At 49.3% G+C, this 18,201-nt stretch carries 16 protein-coding genes; 2 read left to right on the forward strand and 14 right to left on the reverse strand.

Annotated elements, in window-relative coordinates; genetic code table 11:
• Nucleotides 1-145: 145 nt before the first annotated feature.
• Nucleotides 146-694 carry a PadR family transcriptional regulator gene (locus JOD01_RS09370; RefSeq protein ID WP_204518057.1) on the forward strand — a complete coding sequence of 183 codons (549 nt, stop codon included), beginning with the start codon at nt 146-148 and terminating at the stop codon, nt 692-694.
• A gap of 37 nt (nt 695-731) precedes the next feature.
• Here the strand turns inward: JOD01_RS09370 and tatA are convergent, their stop codons facing one another.
• The 13 genes from tatA to JOD01_RS09435 form a co-directional block, all read right to left on the reverse strand.
• Entirely contained in the window at nt 732-944 is a 213-nt protein-coding gene (gene tatA / locus JOD01_RS09375) for a twin-arginine translocase TatA/TatE family subunit (protein WP_204518058.1), read from the reverse strand.
• Nucleotides 945-968: 24 nt separating this feature from the next.
• Nucleotides 969-2,633, reverse strand: a complete 1,665-nt coding sequence (locus JOD01_RS09380) for a PhoX family protein (RefSeq protein WP_204518059.1) — start codon at nt 2,631-2,633, stop codon at nt 969-971.
• A 206-nt stretch (nt 2,634-2,839) separates the two neighbouring features.
• Entirely contained in the window at nt 2,840-4,105 is a 1,266-nt protein-coding gene (locus JOD01_RS09385) for a PTS ascorbate transporter subunit IIC (RefSeq protein WP_204518060.1), read from the reverse strand.
• 24 nt (nt 4,106-4,129) lie between these two features.
• Entirely contained in the window at nt 4,130-4,396 is a 267-nt protein-coding gene (locus JOD01_RS09390; protein WP_204518061.1) for a PTS sugar transporter subunit IIB, read from the reverse strand.
• Nucleotides 4,397-4,419: 23 nt separating this feature from the next.
• A complete protein-coding gene (locus JOD01_RS09395; protein WP_204518062.1) occupies nt 4,420-6,510 on the reverse strand; it encodes a BglG family transcription antiterminator in 2,091 nt (696 codons plus the stop codon).
• A 260-nt stretch (nt 6,511-6,770) separates the two neighbouring features.
• Nucleotides 6,771-8,126: an MATE family efflux transporter gene (locus JOD01_RS09400; RefSeq protein WP_204518063.1), complete on the reverse strand. Its 1,356-nt coding sequence runs from the start codon at nt 8,124-8,126 to the stop codon at nt 6,771-6,773.
• Nucleotides 8,127-8,278: 152 nt separating this feature from the next.
• The gene (locus tag JOD01_RS09405; protein ID WP_204518064.1) at nt 8,279-9,991 is read right to left on the reverse strand and encodes an adenine deaminase; all 1,713 of its coding nucleotides are present in this window, start codon (nt 9,989-9,991) and stop codon (nt 8,279-8,281) included.
• Between the two features lie 15 nt (nt 9,992-10,006).
• Complete coding sequence (locus JOD01_RS09410; RefSeq protein ID WP_204518065.1) at nt 10,007-11,068, reverse strand: ABC transporter ATP-binding protein; 1,062 nt, start codon at nt 11,066-11,068, stop codon at nt 10,007-10,009.
• A gap of 15 nt (nt 11,069-11,083) precedes the next feature.
• Nucleotides 11,084-11,872 carry an ABC transporter permease gene (locus tag JOD01_RS09415; RefSeq protein ID WP_204518066.1) on the reverse strand — a complete coding sequence of 263 codons (789 nt, stop codon included), beginning with the start codon at nt 11,870-11,872 and terminating at the stop codon, nt 11,084-11,086.
• A 4-nt stretch (nt 11,873-11,876) separates the two neighbouring features.
• Nucleotides 11,877-12,698, reverse strand: coding sequence for an ABC transporter permease (locus tag JOD01_RS09420; RefSeq protein ID WP_204518067.1), 822 nt, complete (start codon nt 12,696-12,698; stop codon nt 11,877-11,879).
• 24 nt (nt 12,699-12,722) lie between these two features.
• A complete protein-coding gene (locus tag JOD01_RS09425) occupies nt 12,723-13,652 on the reverse strand; it encodes a nucleoside hydrolase (RefSeq protein WP_204518068.1) in 930 nt (309 codons plus the stop codon).
• 117 nt (nt 13,653-13,769) lie between these two features.
• Nucleotides 13,770-14,840: an ABC transporter substrate-binding protein gene (locus JOD01_RS09430; RefSeq protein WP_204518069.1), complete on the reverse strand. Its 1,071-nt coding sequence runs from the start codon at nt 14,838-14,840 to the stop codon at nt 13,770-13,772.
• A 345-nt stretch (nt 14,841-15,185) separates the two neighbouring features.
• A complete protein-coding gene (locus JOD01_RS09435; protein WP_204518152.1) occupies nt 15,186-15,530 on the reverse strand; it encodes a DUF2294 domain-containing protein in 345 nt (114 codons plus the stop codon).
• A gap of 230 nt (nt 15,531-15,760) precedes the next feature.
• On the opposite strand from JOD01_RS09435, the gene ptsG reads away from it, so the two are divergent.
• A complete protein-coding gene (gene ptsG, locus JOD01_RS09440) occupies nt 15,761-17,710 on the forward strand; it encodes a glucose-specific PTS transporter subunit IIBC (RefSeq protein WP_204518070.1) in 1,950 nt (649 codons plus the stop codon).
• 193 nt (nt 17,711-17,903) lie between these two features.
• On the opposite strand, the gene cyoD is transcribed toward ptsG, so the two are convergent.
• A complete protein-coding gene (gene cyoD, locus JOD01_RS09445) occupies nt 17,904-18,200 on the reverse strand; it encodes a cytochrome o ubiquinol oxidase subunit IV (protein ID WP_204518071.1) in 297 nt (98 codons plus the stop codon).
• Between the last annotated feature and the right edge of the window lies 1 nt (nt 18,201).

The following is an 18,201-nucleotide window of genomic DNA, read 5'->3' on the forward strand; positions in this document are numbered from 1 at the left end:
GGTCCGTCCTTTTGTTATGTCAAAATTTATATATCAACCTGATCAAGTATAGTACCACTCAATGTTATATGTCAATATTTATATATATAAATTTTTACACAACTTGTCTCCTATGCTATACTACTAGGTAGTTGGGAGGTTGGACATGAATTCTCTTGCCTATGCACTCTTAAGCATGCTGGTCCGGAAACCGTGTTCCGGATACGAGTTGAAACAACTGCTGGAAGTCTTCTGGCAAGCCAAACACAGTCAGATTTATCCCCTGCTGCAGAAGCTTGAACAGGACGGTTTGCTGACTTACGAACTGGTAGGGCAATCCGGAAAACCGGATAAAAAAATATACACATTGACTGATAAGGGCTTGTCCATCTTGAAGGAGTGGATTGCCCAATCTCCTGCGGTACCCGTTATCCGTGACGAATTCTTGGTGAAGGTGTATGCGATTTGGTTGACGGACATCGCCACAGCGAAAAAGCTGTTTGATGAACGCATGAGAGCGATCAATGAGAAAATCGCCTATCGCGAGGAAGAATTACGCAAAATGCGCGATACATTTGGCGACAGCATTGAAGATATTGCTTGCACCCATTTTGGCCGCTACATTCTGTACCAGCGCCGGCTTCGGCAAGAGCGCGAAGAAATCGAATGGTGCAAATGGGTGATGAACCTGCTGGAGAAAAGCGCTTTCTCATAAATAAAGAGGCCGCGCATACGCATGGCCTCTTTGTTTTTTAATTGGCTGGTTTGGTTGTTCCTTCCGCCTTGGCTGCCGACTCTTTTGGCGCTTCCTCATCATCTGCTGTCAAATCGCAAGCCGCGGCCTTAAATTCGGTTAGCGTCCGACCGAACGCCCGGCCAATTTCCGGCAATTTGCTCGGTCCAAAAATGACCAAGGCGATGATCAAAATGAGAATGAGCCCGGGAATCCCGATACTGGATAACATAGTCACACTCCCTTTGCTGTTCGTTTAAAATCCTCTGATGGCCACCACCCCTGGCAGAGGCATTTGCTTGCCGCCTTTTGGCCAATGACTGGTCGGCTGGTCGTAAACGGTCAAATTTTCTCCTGGATGCTGAACGGACAGAAACAGCGTCTTTTCATCCGGAGTAAACCAAGGCCCGGTCATTTCCGCCCCGACCGGCGCGGAAGCAAATTGAGCGACATGGCCTTTATCCTGACCGCTGGTAGGCAAAAAGAAAACGCCGTTGTTGCCAAACGATTCGTAGATCCCGCTGTTCATGCTGCCGGAGGAAATATCGGTCACAACCCAAAGATTCCCGGCGCTGTCAAAAGCCAAATTGTCGGGAGCGGCAAAACCGCTTTGCGGCCCGCCGGTTGCAAAGATTTCAAAGGTGAACTCCTCCCCGGCATGATCGTTGCCCTTTTCCAACAGCCGGACAATCTGCCCATAAAAATTGCCGTGTTTTGCGTTGTTGGTCATCGAAATGAAAATGGTTCGGTCGATTGGATGGACCTCCACATCTTCCGGCCGATCCATCGGCGTTCCGCCCAGCGCTTTCGACGCTTCACGGCAGTTGACCAGCACATCTGCCTGGGACGTGAACAACGGTTGGCCATTCTCGTCTTTTGCCGTCTGCAGTTTTTCGCTGCGCTCATAATCCAGCGCAAGCCATTTGCCTTTGCTAAAGTCAGCTACATATAAAGTACCGTCCTCCAGCAAGCGCGAATTATTCTTTCCTGCATTTGGATTATATTTCCCTTTTGACACGTATTTATACACATATTGGTCGTTGGCGTCATCCCCCATGTAAATGACCAGCTGCCCGGAATCGGCCAACACCATGGCGGTATTCTCATGGGAGAAGCGTCCCAAAGCGGTATGTTTTTTCGGCGTCGACTTTGGATCAAACGGGTCGACTTCCACGATCCAGCCATAGTGACTGGCATCGGGCAATTTGCAATCATCGACGACATCCTGGTAGTTCTCTTCACAGGAAAGAATCGTATTCCACAGCGTAATGCCGCCGGAACAGTTGGCAAATGTACCAACCACCTGTTTCGCGCCGCTCATCGCCGAACTGCCAGCCGCCGGTCCGGTCAAGGAGATGCGGGTCAATCCGGTTACGCGACGGCCATACTGAGAATCGGCAACCAATGTCCATTTTCCGTTTACTTTTTTGATTTCCGTGACGGAGCCGCCCAGCGCATATAAATATTTCTCAATCTGTGCCGGTGTGCGTCGGTTGTTCGCCGGATCTGCGTTTAGTGTATCGTAACCGTTCACATAATATTCCAGTTCGCCGCAGTATTCGTGATTGGTCCAGAGCAAGCCATGCTCACTGCTGCCGTCAATGGGCAAAAAAGCGTTGAAGTCGGCATTGAAACCAAACGTATCGCCATTTTCGTTGATTTTGTCTCCATAGACAGCAATCACATCATATGTGAATCCTTCCGGCAGAACGATATCATCTTTGGTGCTGGGTTGTATCGGTTTAAAGACAGGCTTGAATGTTCGCGGAGAATTTTCCAAACCAAACAGGTGATCGGCCGTTTTTCCGCTCAGCGACTCTCCAGCGGCAAGTGCCGGAATACCGGTAGCCAACGAAGCCAGCGCAGCGGTCCCCGCCCCCAAATACCTTAAAAACTGCCGACGATTCATCTCTTCCATCATACGATCGCTCCTTCTTCCCATTTTTTCTTGAACAAGCAGGATACGGTCATTGTACTATCGTTCTTTGTAGGCCAAATCAGCGGCAGTTTAAAATAATGTTAATTTTCTGTATAAGGACTTCGCAAAAAAAAAAAATCGCCCTGCTCCTTGCAGACAAACCACAAGGGACAAGACGATTTTTAGGCACATCGGCGTGCTTGTTCGACTCAACCGATAAACAGTTTTACGATGTTGCCGAGCAAAATTCCGACGATACCAAAGTCGGCATCTCCGAAAGTCGTTCCTTCAAAGCCGAGCCCGCCGAGAACCGGCAGCAGCATCGCCGGCAGGAAACTGATCAACAAACCGTTGGCAAAAGAACCAAGCATTGCACCGCGTCGGCCGCCGGTTGCATTTCCGAACACCCCGGCTGCTGCACCTGTGAAGAAGTGCGGTACCAGCCCCGGCACAATAATTTTCAAGCCGACCAGCGGCAGAAGAAACATGCTGATTACTCCTGCGATGAAGCTAAAGAGAAACCCGACAATAACGGCGTTGGCCGCGAATGGAAATACCGCTGGGCAATCCAGAGCCGGAATGGCATTCGGCACAATTTTGTCGGCAATCCCTTTGAACGCAGGAACGATTTCCGCCAACAGCATCCGCACCCCGGCCAAGACGATATAGACACCTGCTGCAAAAGTAATCGCTTGCGTCAACGAGAAGATCAAGAAGTTGGAACCGCCGCTCAGTTCTTGCTCAATGTACTCCTTGCCGGCAAAGAACGCAACGATAAAATACATGATTGCCATTGTCAATGAGACCGACACGGATGTGTCGCGCAAAAAGCCGAGCGATTTCGGTACTTTAATATCTTCCGTCGATTTGCTCTTGTCACCCAGCCATTTCCCGATCAAAGCCGAAACGAGATAGCCGATCGAGCCAAAGTGTCCGACCGCGATTGTGTCCGAACCGGTTACTTTTCTCGTAAACGGTTGGAGCAAGGCTGGCATGAGGACCATCAAAATACCCAAAATAATCGAACCAATAATGACCGTAGAAACACCGGATAATCCGCCTGTGGACAAAATCACGCCAATCATGCAAGCCATGAACATCGTGTGGTGACCCGTCAAGAAAATGTACTTGAAGCGAGTGAATCTGGCGAGGATGATATTGACAATCATCCCGAACAGCATAATCATTGCTGTTTCCATCCCAAACGTCTTTTGCGCTACGGCGACAATCGCTTCGTTGTTGGGAATGACGCCTTGAATTTGAAAGCCTTTTTCAAACATCTGTCCGAAATAGCCCAAAGCTTTTGTGATCACATCGGCCCCGGCAGACAGGATCATAAAGCCCATGATCGTTTTCAAAGTTCCAGAGACGACGTCGGCAGCGCTCTTGCGTTGTAACAGCAGTCCCAGCAGGGCAAACAGCCCTACCAGTATCGCCGGCGTACCAAGAATATCCTTCATTATCAGCGTAAGCATCACGATTCCCCCAAGCTTGAGTTATTAAGATAGATTTGCTTGCAATGCTTCTTTTAGTTCATTCATATCAAACAAATTCAGCAATGAGATCGTTTTTCTTGTACCGTCGTTCAACTGATCCATGATTTCCCGCGATCCGATATAATAATCGGCTGGTTCTGTCTTGCTTGTTGCCAGATCGGTGTGGGAAACATCCGCTTCGATTCCCAGCTCCTGCAACGCTTTTTTCACATTCATTTCCACGATAAAGCTGCTGCCCAAACCATTTCCGCATACAACCAAAATTTTCATCTTTATTTCCTCCAGTTCGTTTGTTATTCAGATTGTGAATACCGTTGAATCAATTCGACAATCGGTTCCGTTGTTGTTGCACCCAAGATCGTCTCGAGATTTTCGCCTTCCGAGAGCATCGAAGACAATTGGGCGAGTGCACGGAGATGTGTTTCATTATCGACCGCAGCCAGAACGATCAGCACATTGACATCACGACTGCCATCTTCGGCAAAGCTGACACCTCGCTCCAGACGAAGCATGCTCATCCCCAATCGCTTCACGCCTTGTTCCGGTCTGGCGTGCGGGATGGCGATTTTCGGTGCGATGACGATATACGGCCCCATCTCTTGCACGCTTTCAATCATGGCCTCGATATAGGACTGTTCGATAAACTGCTGCTGGAGTAAAGGAGCAGCCGCCAACCGAATGGCTTCCCGCCAATCCGATACTTCCGATTTCAGTTGAATCATCTCTTCCGTTAATAGCTCTGCTAACATCGGTTTCCTAATCTCCTTTATCAATTGAGGTCCGCCCTGAAAATACTGGGTAAGTTCCTCTTGTAAGCTTTTTTCGTCCAGAATCTGGGCATGCCGCTTGATAATGTCCAATATGGTTTTCACTGAGTGATTGCTTTTGTTCTGTTCGGAAAACAGCGCGTTGACCTGACTCAACAATTTTTCTTTTTCCGAATCGCTTAAAATCGGGCTAACGACAAATACAGGCAGCCCCCGTTTGGGCAAAGGTGTCGTGGATACGACAAAGTCGACTTCATATGAATGGGTTTCATACTCCCGCAAGGAAATCGCGGCTACGACATCTACGGCAGAAAAGAGCGACTCAAGCTGAGACTGCAGGATGCGCGACGTGGAAATACCGTTGCCGCAGACAACCAGCGCCCGTTTTCGCTGAATTGGTTTTGAGCCTTGCTCTTTCATCCAACCGCCAAAGTAAATGGCCAGATAAGCAATCTCATGTTCGCTGGCCTTCCTGCCAGTGTAGCTCTCCAGGTGGGCTGCGACCTTCCGGGTGATCTTGAAAATCTCGGGATAGGTTTGTTTGATCGTCTCCGTCAGCGGATTTTCAATCTCCAGTCCATACTTGATCCGATAGTAGGCCGGCTTGATGTGGATCAGCATCTGCTCCTCAATGGCCGTCCGATTTTGAAAAAAAACATAGGCCTGTTTCTCAAAATCGCTGACCATCAGCCGGATGATCCTTCTTAGATGATGAATCTCAATCGAGCTGTTCCCTTCATCATTGACATCGTTCCGCTTGGCGCCCAACAAGTTGATCGTAAGATAACAACATTCATCGTCCGTCAGGCGAATCGCAAACATATCGCTTAACGCTTCGCCAATCGCCCGGGCAGCTTCATATTCCGCCGCGTTTCGCAGCACTGCCTTCTTGTCTTCATCCACTTTGACGCAGCAATCATGCCGTAACCGGTTGCAGATAATGACCAGACTAAGCGCAAAATGGTCAATCATCTCATCGGTAAACTGAATCCCCAGCTGCTGTTCACAACTTTCGATTTGTTCGTAAATCTTTGTTGCTTGTTCGACGGTGATCTGCAGAAAATCGCTCCGCTCCATCAGACGGCAGAGAACGGACACTTTTTGCGCAGAATCGGCTGCTTTCCATTCCATCGACAAGATGCGCGACCAGTACTGGAGCAGCATTTTCCGTTTATCCAACTCATTGCCGACGACCGTGTAGCCCTGCTTGTTGTTGAATTGGACGATCAATTGAGCTGAACGCAATTCTTGTTTGACCACATTTAGCTCCGTGTTTGTGGTCCCCCGGCTGACGCCGATTTTGTCCATCAGATCCTGCAGAAACAAGGGCTGAGTTGCGCTTAACAGGCAGATGCCGAGCCAGGCTCTTCTCTCTTTGGCGGAAAAATAATACTGCCCCTTGTCGACCTCGCTGAGCATCGCCGGCAGAGCTCTTTTGGTTTTATCGGTTACATAGAAACCGACCGTTCTGACATACTGGACGGGGTCCAGCTGATTTTGCGTCAGCCAATAATTGATTTTTTCCAGATCGTAGTAAACGGTTCGCCTGGAAATTTGCAGCTTCTCGGTCAAGTCTCGCAAGCGTACATAACCGTCCGTCTGCACCAACTGAGACAAGATTAGGGTACATCTTTCGTCTAAAACCAAGCGAATCCCCTTCCGTTAAAAAAATGTGCAATTATTATACGTGATTGGCGGGCGCTTGATTCGCAATTCGGGAGAAACGGGATAAATTCGCTTTTGCTTATGTTTATTATATCGTTTACATAGAACAAGTGGCGTTCAAATCCCGAACGAGAGTTTGTGCAATTATTGTACGGATTCACAAACAACAAGCGCCCGACCCCAGAGGATCGAGCGCACATCTGAAAGGGATGCTATTGTTCCGCCATGATGCTTCTCCGTTGAATCAACCATAAGCGGCCAAACAGGAAAACGGCTCCCGCGGCCAGCCCGGCAATCAGTCCGATCCAATAGCCAAACGCCTGAAAAGAGGTATAGTTCGCCAGCAAGAAACCAAGCGGCAAACCGATGACCCAATAGGAAAACAAGGCGACCACAAAGGTCACGGTCACATCTTTATAGCCGCGGAGAATGCCTTGTACGGGAGCTGCCACGGCATCAGATACCATAAACAGAATCGAATACAACAGGAAATGCTGGGTCAAGGCGAGCACATCCGGATCGGTTGTATACAAAGAAGCGACTTGGCGCGTGAACAGAAACAACAATACCGCAAAGATCAAGGCGAGCGACACGGCAATGCCGATGCCGAGATAGCTGTACTGCCGGGCATCGCGGTATCTTTTCGCTCCCACCTCAAAGCCAACGACGATCGTCAGGGCCATCGCTATGCTCAAGGGCACCGTATAGATGAAAGAAGCAAAATTGATCGCCGATTGATGGGCGGCAATGGTGATCGTTTCAAATTTGCTCATTAACAGCGTGACGGCAGCAAAGATGCTGACCTCAAAGAAAATGGAGAAGCCGATCGGCAGACCCAATTTCAGCAGTTCCTTCCACGTCTGCAAGGAAAAGCGATGCCACTTGGAGAAAATCCCATACTGGGCAAACGCTTCGCCGCGCAGTACGACGAAAATGCTGATCAAAGTAATGCACCAATAGGTGATGCCCGAAGCATACCCGGCGCCAACTCCCCCCAACCGCGGAAATCCCAGGTTGCCGAAAATCAGCCCGTAGTTCAGGACAATATTAATTGGCAAAGAGAGCAGCGTAATCAACATGGTGATCCGCGTCCAGCCCAACGCTTCGATAAAACAGCGAAGCACGGTATACATAAACATCGGAACGATGCCGATCGACAAACCGATCAGAAAATGACGGGCGATATACTGCACATCAGCTTCCAGATTCATCATACCGAGAATCGGGTCGAGCAGAAAAAAGCCGACGACAATGACCGCCAAACCAATTATCACGGCCAAATACAAAGCTTGCAAAACCGTAAAGGGCACCTGTTCCTTCTGCTTGGCTCCGACCATTTGCGCAACGATCGGCGTCACAGACAACAAAATTCCGCTCAAGCCTTGTTGTATCGGAACCCACAAGCTGGAGCCGATCGCTGCTCCCGCCAAATCGGTAGGGCTGGCGTGGCCAGACATGATCGTGTCAAAGAAGGTCATCGCAAACAAAGCCAGTTGAGAAACGAGAATGGGAAACAGGACAAGCAGAAACTGACGTACTTTCTCTTGAATGGTATATGTCTGATTCATATGATTCCTTTCCGTACATTTTGTTACAGAATTGCCGTATCCCGCCATGGCAGTCTACTTAAGTGAGTATAACAAAAAACATGTCGGCGAGGTGAAAAAACTCTCCTGCCGGCATGTTTCCGTTCGATTCTGCCCTTCTTTTTTCGCAGCGGTCAAGCCCGTGTTAAAAAAGGGACGACTTTCCCCTGATTGACATCGATCAAGCCCAAGTCGGTAATCTTCAGCGCGGGACTTACCGGCAGAGAAAGCGTGCTGACAGACATAATCGGGTTGTAATGACGATACCCCAAGTCCTCCATCGCCTGTCTCAGCGCTTCCACATCCTTGGCCGTCTCAGCCAACGGTTCCTCTGTCAAAATGCCTCCGACCGGCAATCGCAGATTGGCCAACACCTTGCCATTTTCCACGGCGCAAAAGCCGCCTTGCTGGGAAATGACTTGATTGGCTGCCAGCGCCATATCCTGCGGATTGTAGCCAATGACCAACAAATTGTGATTGTCGTGCGAATAAGTTGTGGCGATCGCCCCGCGTTTGAGGATGTCGCCGCCGATCAGTCCATAGGCGCGATTGCCGTTTTTTCCATACCGCTCAAATGTGGCGATCAGCGCATACGGGCTTTCCTGCCAGCGCACTTCCCCGTCTTGGACCATCACCTCTGTCCATGCTTCGCTAGTGAACGTGGACCCATCCTTGACCATCATCACACGCGCTTGATACGGTTGATCGTCTCCTTCGCTTTTTACCGTAAAATCTGCTTCCGCCAGCAACGGCAACTGAACGCTTTGGTAAAAATGAGCCGGAAATGTGCCGCGCTCAACGATCTGTTCGTCAACCGCCGTCTGTTCATAGACCAGCCGCCCCGCTTTATAAACCCGCTCAATGCTCAGATTCTCGAGGTCGGACAACAACAGGAAGTCGGCAATTTTGTTGGGAGCAATGGCCCCGCGGTCGTACAGACGCATTCTTCTGGCTGGAGCAAAAGTGGCCGCATAAATCGCCCTCTCCGGTGACATGCCCATCCCGATCGCCTTCGCCACCAAATAATTCAAATGCCCGCGGCGATAAAGCGAATCCGTCATCACATCATCGGTGACGAAGCAGAAATGTTCGGAAACATCGTGTTCCCGCAAAAATTGCATAACCTCATCGGTCATCGATTTTTCCTGAATCTCAATAAACATACCGGCGGCAATCCGCTGCTTCATTCCCTCTACAGTTTGATGGGTATGATCGGAGTCGACTCCGGCATAAATAAATTGCTGCAGTTCCAAATCCAACAGTTTGGGACAGTGTCCCTCGATGATCAGTTCGGGATATTGTTGGCGAATGTGCCGCAAGATCCGGTTTGTCTTGCAATCCGGATCGGTAATGACATCCACGTAATTCATGATTTCACCGAGGCAAATGATCCGTTCGCTCGCCAGCAGCTCGTCAATCTCCTCCAGATCGATCGCACCGCCGGTTGTTTCCATCCCCGTCGCAGGAACCGAACTGGGAATCGCATAAAACATATCGACCACACAATCCTGACTGGCGCGAATCATCTCCTTGATGCCGGATAAACCAAACACATTGGCCATTTCGTGCGGCTCCGGAACAATCGTTGTGACACCGTTTCGGATCAAACCGTACGAGAACGTTTGCGGGGTGACCATCGTGCTTTCAATATGCAGATGAATATCAATCAGCCCGGGAATCATATACCGCCCTTTTCCCTCGATAATTTCCCCCGCTTCGAAAGTCTCCGTTCCCCGTTGGCCGATATAGTAGAAACGTCCATCGAGAATCGCCGCGTTTCCGGGCACAAACTGTTTAAAATAACTGTTGTATACTTGCACATCGCGAATCAACAGATCAACTTGCATGAAGGTTCCTCCTAATCAATCGACGAGTACGAGTTTTTCGCGCGGGAATACAAGGCTGACCTGCTGACCATTTTGATAAGGCGTGTCCATTTCCTGATTCACCGTAAAATTCCCCAATGCCGTTTCTACCACATACTGATAACTTCTGCCCAAATACGTGCTGATTTTCACGATTCCATTCAAACGGTTCGGTTCCCCGGTCGAGCCGTGACCTGCTTCAACTTGCAAATCATCCGGGCGAATCGCGCATTTCTTGCCGGTGCGCCCTTCGTTCCCGGCCTGACTGGCGATCAGGAACGAATGTCCTGCTACCTTCAATTCCACTTGGCCGTCCCGCTCCTGCCGCTCGCTTCCGTTTAAAAAGTTGGTAAATCCAATAAACCTGGCGACAAATTCCGTTTTCGGATACTTAAAGATAGCGGCAGGGCTGCCTAGCTGTTCAATCACACCTTTGTTCATGATCGCCACTTTATCGGAAATCGAGAAACACTCCTCCTGATCGTGCGATACATACACCGTGGTAATCCCCAGTTCTTGCTGAATTCTGCGGATTTCGACCCGCATGTTTACCCGCAGGTTGGCATCGAGATTGCTCAACGGTTCATCAAACAACAACAGGTCGGGTTCAATCACGAGCGCCCGCGCGATTGCCACCCGTTGTCTTTGCCCGCCGGACAGCTCCTTCGGAAAGCGCTTCTCGAAGCCGGACAGATTGACGACCTCCAGCATCTGACCGACCCGCTTGACGATGTCCGCTTCCTTCACTTTGCGCAAGCGCAGTCCAAACGCAACGTTGTCAAATACGGACAAGTGCGGAAACAACGCGTAACTTTGGAACACAAAGCCAAAATTGCGTTTATTGACCGGCACGCGGGTATAATCTTTATCTTGAAACAAAAACGCACCTTGTTTCGCTTCCAAAAAACCGGCAATCAGCCGCAACGTCGTGGTCTTGCCACAGCCGCTGGGGCCAAGCAATGAAATCAACTCGCCTTTTTCCACCTGCAAGTTGAAATCTTTGAGAATCAGTTGGTTTTCGTAGGCAACCGATACGTTTTCGAGCGATAGCAATGCCATGGATAAATGCCTCCGTTATCGTTTTGTAAAATAAGAGAGCCCCAAGAGCCGCTCAATCAAAAACATCAGAACTGCCGTAATGATCATCAGCACAACCGATAATGCGGCAATCGTCGGATCAAAATTGTTTTCCACATAGGTCAGCATCTGAATCGGCAAAGTGCTGACCCCCGGTCCGGTCATAAAAACCGATATATCCACATTGTTGAACGATTCCAAAAACGCAATCAAAATGGCCGCGATAATCCCCGAGCGGATATTTGGCAAAACAACTTTGAAAAAGGTAGCCAGTTTTCCCGAACCAAGGCTATAAGCAGCTTCTTCAATGGCAAAATCAAAATTGGCCAAACTGGAGGCGATCACCCGGATAATAAACGGCAGCATAACTACCGTATGTCCGACCAGCAGTCCGGCGTAAATCGGCAGGTCGTAAATGACAATGACGTATTTCAACATGGCAAACCCGAGTACAATCCCCGGAATCAAAACCGGCGAGAGGAACACGGCATTGAAAAACCCTTTCCCTTTGAACTGGTAGCGGCTCAACGCGTAGGCGGCCGGAATGCCCAAAGCCAATGCCAGCAGGTTGCCAATCACCGAGACAAAAATGGACGTTTTGAACGTCTCCAGAAACATCTCAACATCGAGAATATTTTCGTACCAGCGCAAGGAAAACCCTTTGGGCGGAAAACGCAAGACGGTGCTTGGCTCAAACGATGTTAAGGAAATAATCACCAACGGGCCTAACAAAAAGAGAAAGACCAAAAATGTAAAAACAGCTAATCCGCGATTCTTTTCCTGCATACCCTTACCCCTTCGGATTTAGTTTCATCGCCAGCTTGTTCATGACGCCAATCACAATAAAGGTAATGGCAATCATAATCGTGGCAACCACTGACGCGTAATACCAGTCATTCAGGGTCATCGCATTCTGATAAAGGAAGGTTGAAATGACCCGCTGTTTGCCTCCCAGCAAGGCAGGGGTTGTGTACGCCGTCAAACTGCCGACAAAGACGAGAATGCTGCCGATAATCAATCCCGGCACACTCAGCGGCAGAATCACTTTGCGAAAAGCGGTAAAGCGGGATGCTCCCAGACTCTCCGCCGCCTTCAACAGATCGGGATCAATATTTTCCATGACTCCGACCAAGGTGATGATAATGAGCGGCAAAAACAGATGAACCAAGCCGATCATCATCGCTGTCGGGGTATACAAAATATCGAGCGGTTCATCGGTCAAGCCAATGGCGACCAAAAGAGTGTTGATCAACCCCTTTTTCCCGAGGATGACCATCCAGCTGAACGAACGCACAACCGAACTGGTCAGCAAAGGGAAAATCGCCAACGCCAACAAGATGCCTTTTTTCCGTGGTCCCAGCTTGGACAGATAATAGGCCGCAGGAAAGCCGATCAAAATGCAAACAAGCGTCGTTACCAGGCTGACGCGCAACGTGGTCCACAAAATTTTGAGAAAATAGCTGTCGGTCAAAAAATGCAAATAGCCGGCAAGCGTAAAGCTCCCCTGTTGAAAAAACGTGGACCCGATCGTCAACAGGATCGGGACAATCATGAACAGCAGCAGAAACAACATACCGGGCAATAGCAGCATATATACATATCGTTTTTTCATCGCTATACTCCTGTTCCTGTGAAACTAGGATTGCAGAACCTCCGTAAACATTTGCAAAAATTTACGGCTGTCAACTTCCAGGCAAACGTCGACATTCGCCGGATTGCCCAGCCGATTTTGGAAATCGCAAATCGTTTTGCCGTCACACAGCTCGCTCTTTGTCTCCACATCGACATAAAACTTTTTCGTAGACACCAACGAACTGTTCAGCGCAACTCCCACCGCCAGCGGATCATGCAGCGCGCACGCCTGAACACCGTTGCGCTCATAGTAGCGTCTCATATAAAGCGCCGTGCTTTCACGAACATAGCGGGCAATCGGCGTGTTGCCCAACATTTGGATATGTTTGTCGGTCAGTAAAGCCTGACGGGTTACGTCCAGGCCGACCATGGTCAAAGACGGGAATCCGGCATGTACGACGATTTTCATCGCTTCGGGATCGGCATAAGCATTGAACTCGGCAGTCGGCGTGACATTCCCCATATTGCGCACGACGCCGCCCATGAAGATGACCCGCTTGACTTCCGAGACCAGCCCGGGATGTTTCATCACGGCAAGCGCCAGATTGGTCAGCGGGCCCGTCATGACCAGCGTAACCTCGCCTTTGAACCTGGCTGCCTGTTCAATGATAAAATCGGGAGCGAACCCTTCCGCCGGTCTCGTTTGGGCCGTCACATCGCGCAATGCCCCGCCCAAGCCATCTTCGCCATGAACGCGGTGTTCATAATGTGGTCGGCGCATCAGCGGCTTGGATGCCCCCCGTACGACCGGGATGTGCTCCGTACCAAGCAAATCGAGAATCTTGCACGTATTTTCCGTTGCCGCTTCCAGCGACACATTTCCACAGACCGTTGTAATCCCCAGGATGTCAAAATGCCCGCTTTTTACGGCAAGCATAATGCCAAGAGCATCATCAATTCCGGTATCCACATCGAGGATCAATTTTTCTTGCATGGCTCATAACCTCCATTGCGGTTTTGGCAGTCTTATTGAACAAAAGAAACCCCGCTGGCAATGGCAACTGCCGGCGCCAATCGGGGCCTCTTCCCTCATTTCAATGAGCAGAATGGGTTACTGCGTCAACTCTTTGTTCCAACGGTCAACCCATTGCTTTTGTTGCTCGTTGACCATTTTCATATCCAGCTTTTTCAGATTGTTGATTTCGTCACCGAACGTTACGCCTTCCGCTTCTTCCGGTGTCAGTTGAACTTCCTTGTTTACAGGAGAATCAACTTTCGCTTTCGCTGTTTTTTCTTGTACTTCCTTGCTCAATTGATAGTTGATAAATTCCTCCGCTAACTCCTTATGCTTGCTGCCTTTGACAATATTAACGGTATTCATGACCGCGTAGCCGCCTTCTTCCGGTGTAACGAATTTCGCTTCCGGTACAGCTGCTTTAATATCTTTAAAGTACATCTCCATAATCGGACCAGCCGCAATCTCTTCCTGCCCAAACATATTCACATATTCGGAGGTTTTATCGTAATACTTCACAACATTGGGGGCAAGCTCTTTCAATTTGGCAAACGCTTGATCCTCGTTAAACTCGGCGCTGCCGGCTACTTGAGAAGCCGCATCCAAGATCATCGGTCCAGTGGTAGAAGTGATGTTCGGCAAAGTCAATTTACCGGCCAGTTCCGGACTCCAAAGATCTTTCCAGGACTTGATTTCTGTTTTAATGAGATTTGGATTGTAGGCGATGCCGAACTGACCAACCGTATAGGCCGGGCCATAATCTTCGCCCAACGGAGCTTTGGCAATATCATAAATTTGATCAAGATTAGGAATTTTGCTGCGGTCGATCTTTTCAAACAACCCGTCGTTAATGCCTTGTTGCGCGTAATAGTCGGACAAATAAACCAAATCGACCTCGGAGCTGCCTTGGCGGATTTTATTCAATCTCTCGCCGTTGTTGCCAATTTCCATCACGATCTCGACATTGTGTTCCTTTTCGAAAGGTTCATAGATTTCTTTACGGAAAAAATCTTCTGAAAAGCCCCAGGTGGAGATGACCAGTTTTTGTTTTTCTCCGCTGTTTGTGCTGCTATTCGCTTGGTCTTGCGCAGCATTTTGCGAACCACAGCCCGCCAATGCAAGACCTACGCATGAAATCGTCAGTAAAGTACCGATTATTTTTTTCATTGTTTCTCCCCCATCTTGGATCTCTTTCAATAATATCGAACATTGTATAGTATCATAACAATTATCATTCGTGTTTTTCAAGTTCTTCTTGTAAAAAAAAAGCGATTTCCTTCACTTTCCAACAGCTGTGCTCCATAATCGAATCTTGTTTAGCGCTTCTCCCCCCTTATCTCGTACATCCAGACCGCTTCAACTGCTTGTCCCGCGGCTGTTTGAATAAAAAAAGGCGCTCCTGCAGAATTCCTCCCAGCAAGAGCACCTTTCTTCGTAAACAAAGGAAAGTGACATCCAACTACAACAATGGCCTGGCTCCTAAGATAAATCAAAAGAGCTGTGCCCGTCTCGTTAGCGATCCATCAGAATGATATTGGTGTATGCCCATTGCGTCGGCGAATCAAAATCTCGCAGCACGGCTTCAATAGATAGACCCATATCCTCTTCCAATTTCTCTTTCAGTCTTTTTTTATACAACAGCGACATATGAAAATCTACTTCTTGTTTCAAAGCGGGAACTTGTCCTTCCAAGGCGCTTGAACGCGGAGATTTTCGATGTTTGGCGGAAAAAGTTATGACATTTTTGTCAATGGAAACTCTCAACAGAGTTGTGCCAAATCCGAATAGTTCCTTGGCAATCTCGTTATAGATATGACACAATTGCTTCCTCGTTTCATTAGAGTCGATCAGTGTCATCATATCACCTAAAGAATACTGAATCGTATTTATTTTGTTATAATACCATATGCTTTTTCAGTCTCGCAAGTAATCTATTGGTTTCGATACGCATTCGGGTAACATAACAGTGGCATGTCTTCCGGACCTGCTCAGGCATGAGTAGATTTTTGCAAATATGGTATAGTAAGCTTGTACCCGTTTACTTATTTGTGCTCTTTTCTGTTTCATCTTGAACAAGAGGTGGTTCGATGTTTAAAAAATTATTTCAGCTCTTGCAACAAATCGGGCGGGCCTTGATGACGCCGGTTGCCGTTTTGCCAGCAGCCGGGCTGTTGCTGCGCTTCGGCGACAAAGATTTGCTGAATATGCCGTTTATTAAAGATGCGGGCGGCATCATTTTTGATAACTTGCCTTTAATTTTCGCCGTTGGAGTAGCGATTGGACTAACCGGCGGAGATGGGGTAGCTGCGCTTGCAGCGGTCATCGGCTACTTTGTCTTGACCAAGACTCTCGATGACTTCGGTGCGTATCTCGGCTTGCAGCCTCCTTATCAGGGCGCGGAGCACCTGATCAACATGGGGGTGTTCGCCGGAATCCTGATCGGGATTGTTTCCGCAATTGCCTTCAACCGGTTTTACAACATCAAGCTTCATCCGGTTTTGGGCTTTTTTGCCGGAAAACGGTTTGTGCCGATTATCACAGCCTTGGCCTCGCTGTTGCTGGGAATTGTCTTTTCCTTTATCTGGCCGCCGATTCAACAAGTAATTGACGCTGCCAGCAACTGGGTGATGAATTCCGCTGCCGGTCCGTTTTTCTTTGGTTTGATCCAGCGTTTGCTGATTCCGTTCGGTCTGCATCATATTTTCCAAACGCCGTTTTACTTTACGATGGGCCAATACATCGATCCGGCAACCGGACAAGTGGTTACCGGCGACATGGCCCGCTTCTTCGCTGGCGACCCGACGGCAGGCCGCTTTATGGCAGGGCTGTTCCCGTATATGATCTTTGGCTTGCCGGCCGCTGCACTGGCGATGATCCATGAAGCCCGACCGGAAAAAAGAAAAGCGGTATCCGGCGTGCTGATTTCCGCAGGATTGACTTCAATGCTGACCGGTATTACCGAGCCGATTGAATTTTCCTTTCTGTTCGTCGCTCCTGCCCTGTTTTTCATTCATGCTCTCTTGGCTGGTCTCTCTTTTACGGCCATGGATTGGTTTGGCGTGAAGCATGGCTATACCTTTTCCGGCGGGGGCATCGATTATATTCTCAACTACGGGCTATCGACAAACGGTTGGATCGTCATTCCCGTCGGACTGGTGTTGGCGGTTATTTATTACGCGCTGTTCCGCTTTGCGATTCGCATCTGGGATCTGAAAACCCCTGGACGGGAAGCTGAAGATGAGGCGGTGGAAGGCAAGCAGACGCAGCCGGCGAGTACGGGCAGTCTTGCCGCCGACGTATTGCGGGCTTTTGGCGGAAAGGAAAACCTCGACGTTCTTGACGCTTGCATTACCCGTCTGCGCGTCACGGTCAACGATCCCAAGCAAGTCGATACGGGTGAGCTGAAACGGCTGGGAGCGGCTGGTGTACTGGAAATGGGCAACAATATCCAGGCTATTTTCGGCACGCAATCCGATTCGCTGAAAGAGCAAATGAAAGCAATCATGGCCGGCAAAGAACCGGCAGAAGCAGCCAGAGACGTCCATGCCGCCGAGGATAAGCCCGGGACTGTCTTCGTTGGACAGGAAGAGATTCTCGCTCCGCTTACGGGAGAAGTCGTCGACATCACGGAAGTACCCGATCAAGTATTTGCCGGGAAGATGATGGGAGACGGTTTTGCCGTCAAACCTGCTGACGGACTGGTCGTATCACCGGTCAACGGCAAAGTGACCACACTGTTCCCGACCAAACACGCCGTTGGCTTGCAATCGGACACCGGCCTGGAAGTCCTCGTTCATGTCGGAATCGATACGGTCAAATTGGAGGGGAAAGGTTTCGAGGTTCTCTGCAAGGACGGACAGCTGGTCGAGGCGGGCACTCCGCTGCTGAAAGTCGATCTGGCTTATTTGCAAGCGCAAGAAAAACCGACGATTACCCCGATTGTTTTCACCAATCTGCAAGCGAACCAAACGCTGAAAATCAATCACGGCTTGTGCGAGGCAGGGAAAACAACAGTCGCAGCCGTTACCTCCAAGTGATCCGGTTTCCGCCACAAATCCAACAAAAAGAACGCTCCGCGGCAAGCGAAGCGTTCTTTTTTTGCAGAGAAACTGTGTTGGAAAAGAGCCGTTTCTTCCAGCCGAGCCACTCGCGCAACCCAAACGTGCGAGCGGACAATTTTCTCGTCCTGGTGGCAAGAACGTTGCCGCGGCGGGGAGAACGGCTCAAGTTTTATCCGTTAAACGACATAATCCACATCGAACCAGCGACAATTGTAAAGACGATGACGATCCCCAAAATCAGGGCCATTACATTATATTTCGGGCCTTCGCCTTCCCGGATATGCATGAAGAAAACCAGCTGAATGATAAATTGCAACACAGCCATCAGCATAATCGCAAAGACCAGCCAGCCTTTGCTCAGCATATGGTTCAGCACGAGCAAAAGCGGAATAATCGTCAGCACAATCGACAGGAGAAAACCAATCACATAAGCCTTGACGGAACCGTGCGCCTCATGTTGCGACATC

Source organism: Brevibacillus fulvus (assembly GCF_016908525.1).
GTDB classification, from domain to species: domain Bacteria; phylum Bacillota; class Bacilli; order Brevibacillales; family Brevibacillaceae; genus Brevibacillus_G; species Brevibacillus_G fulvus.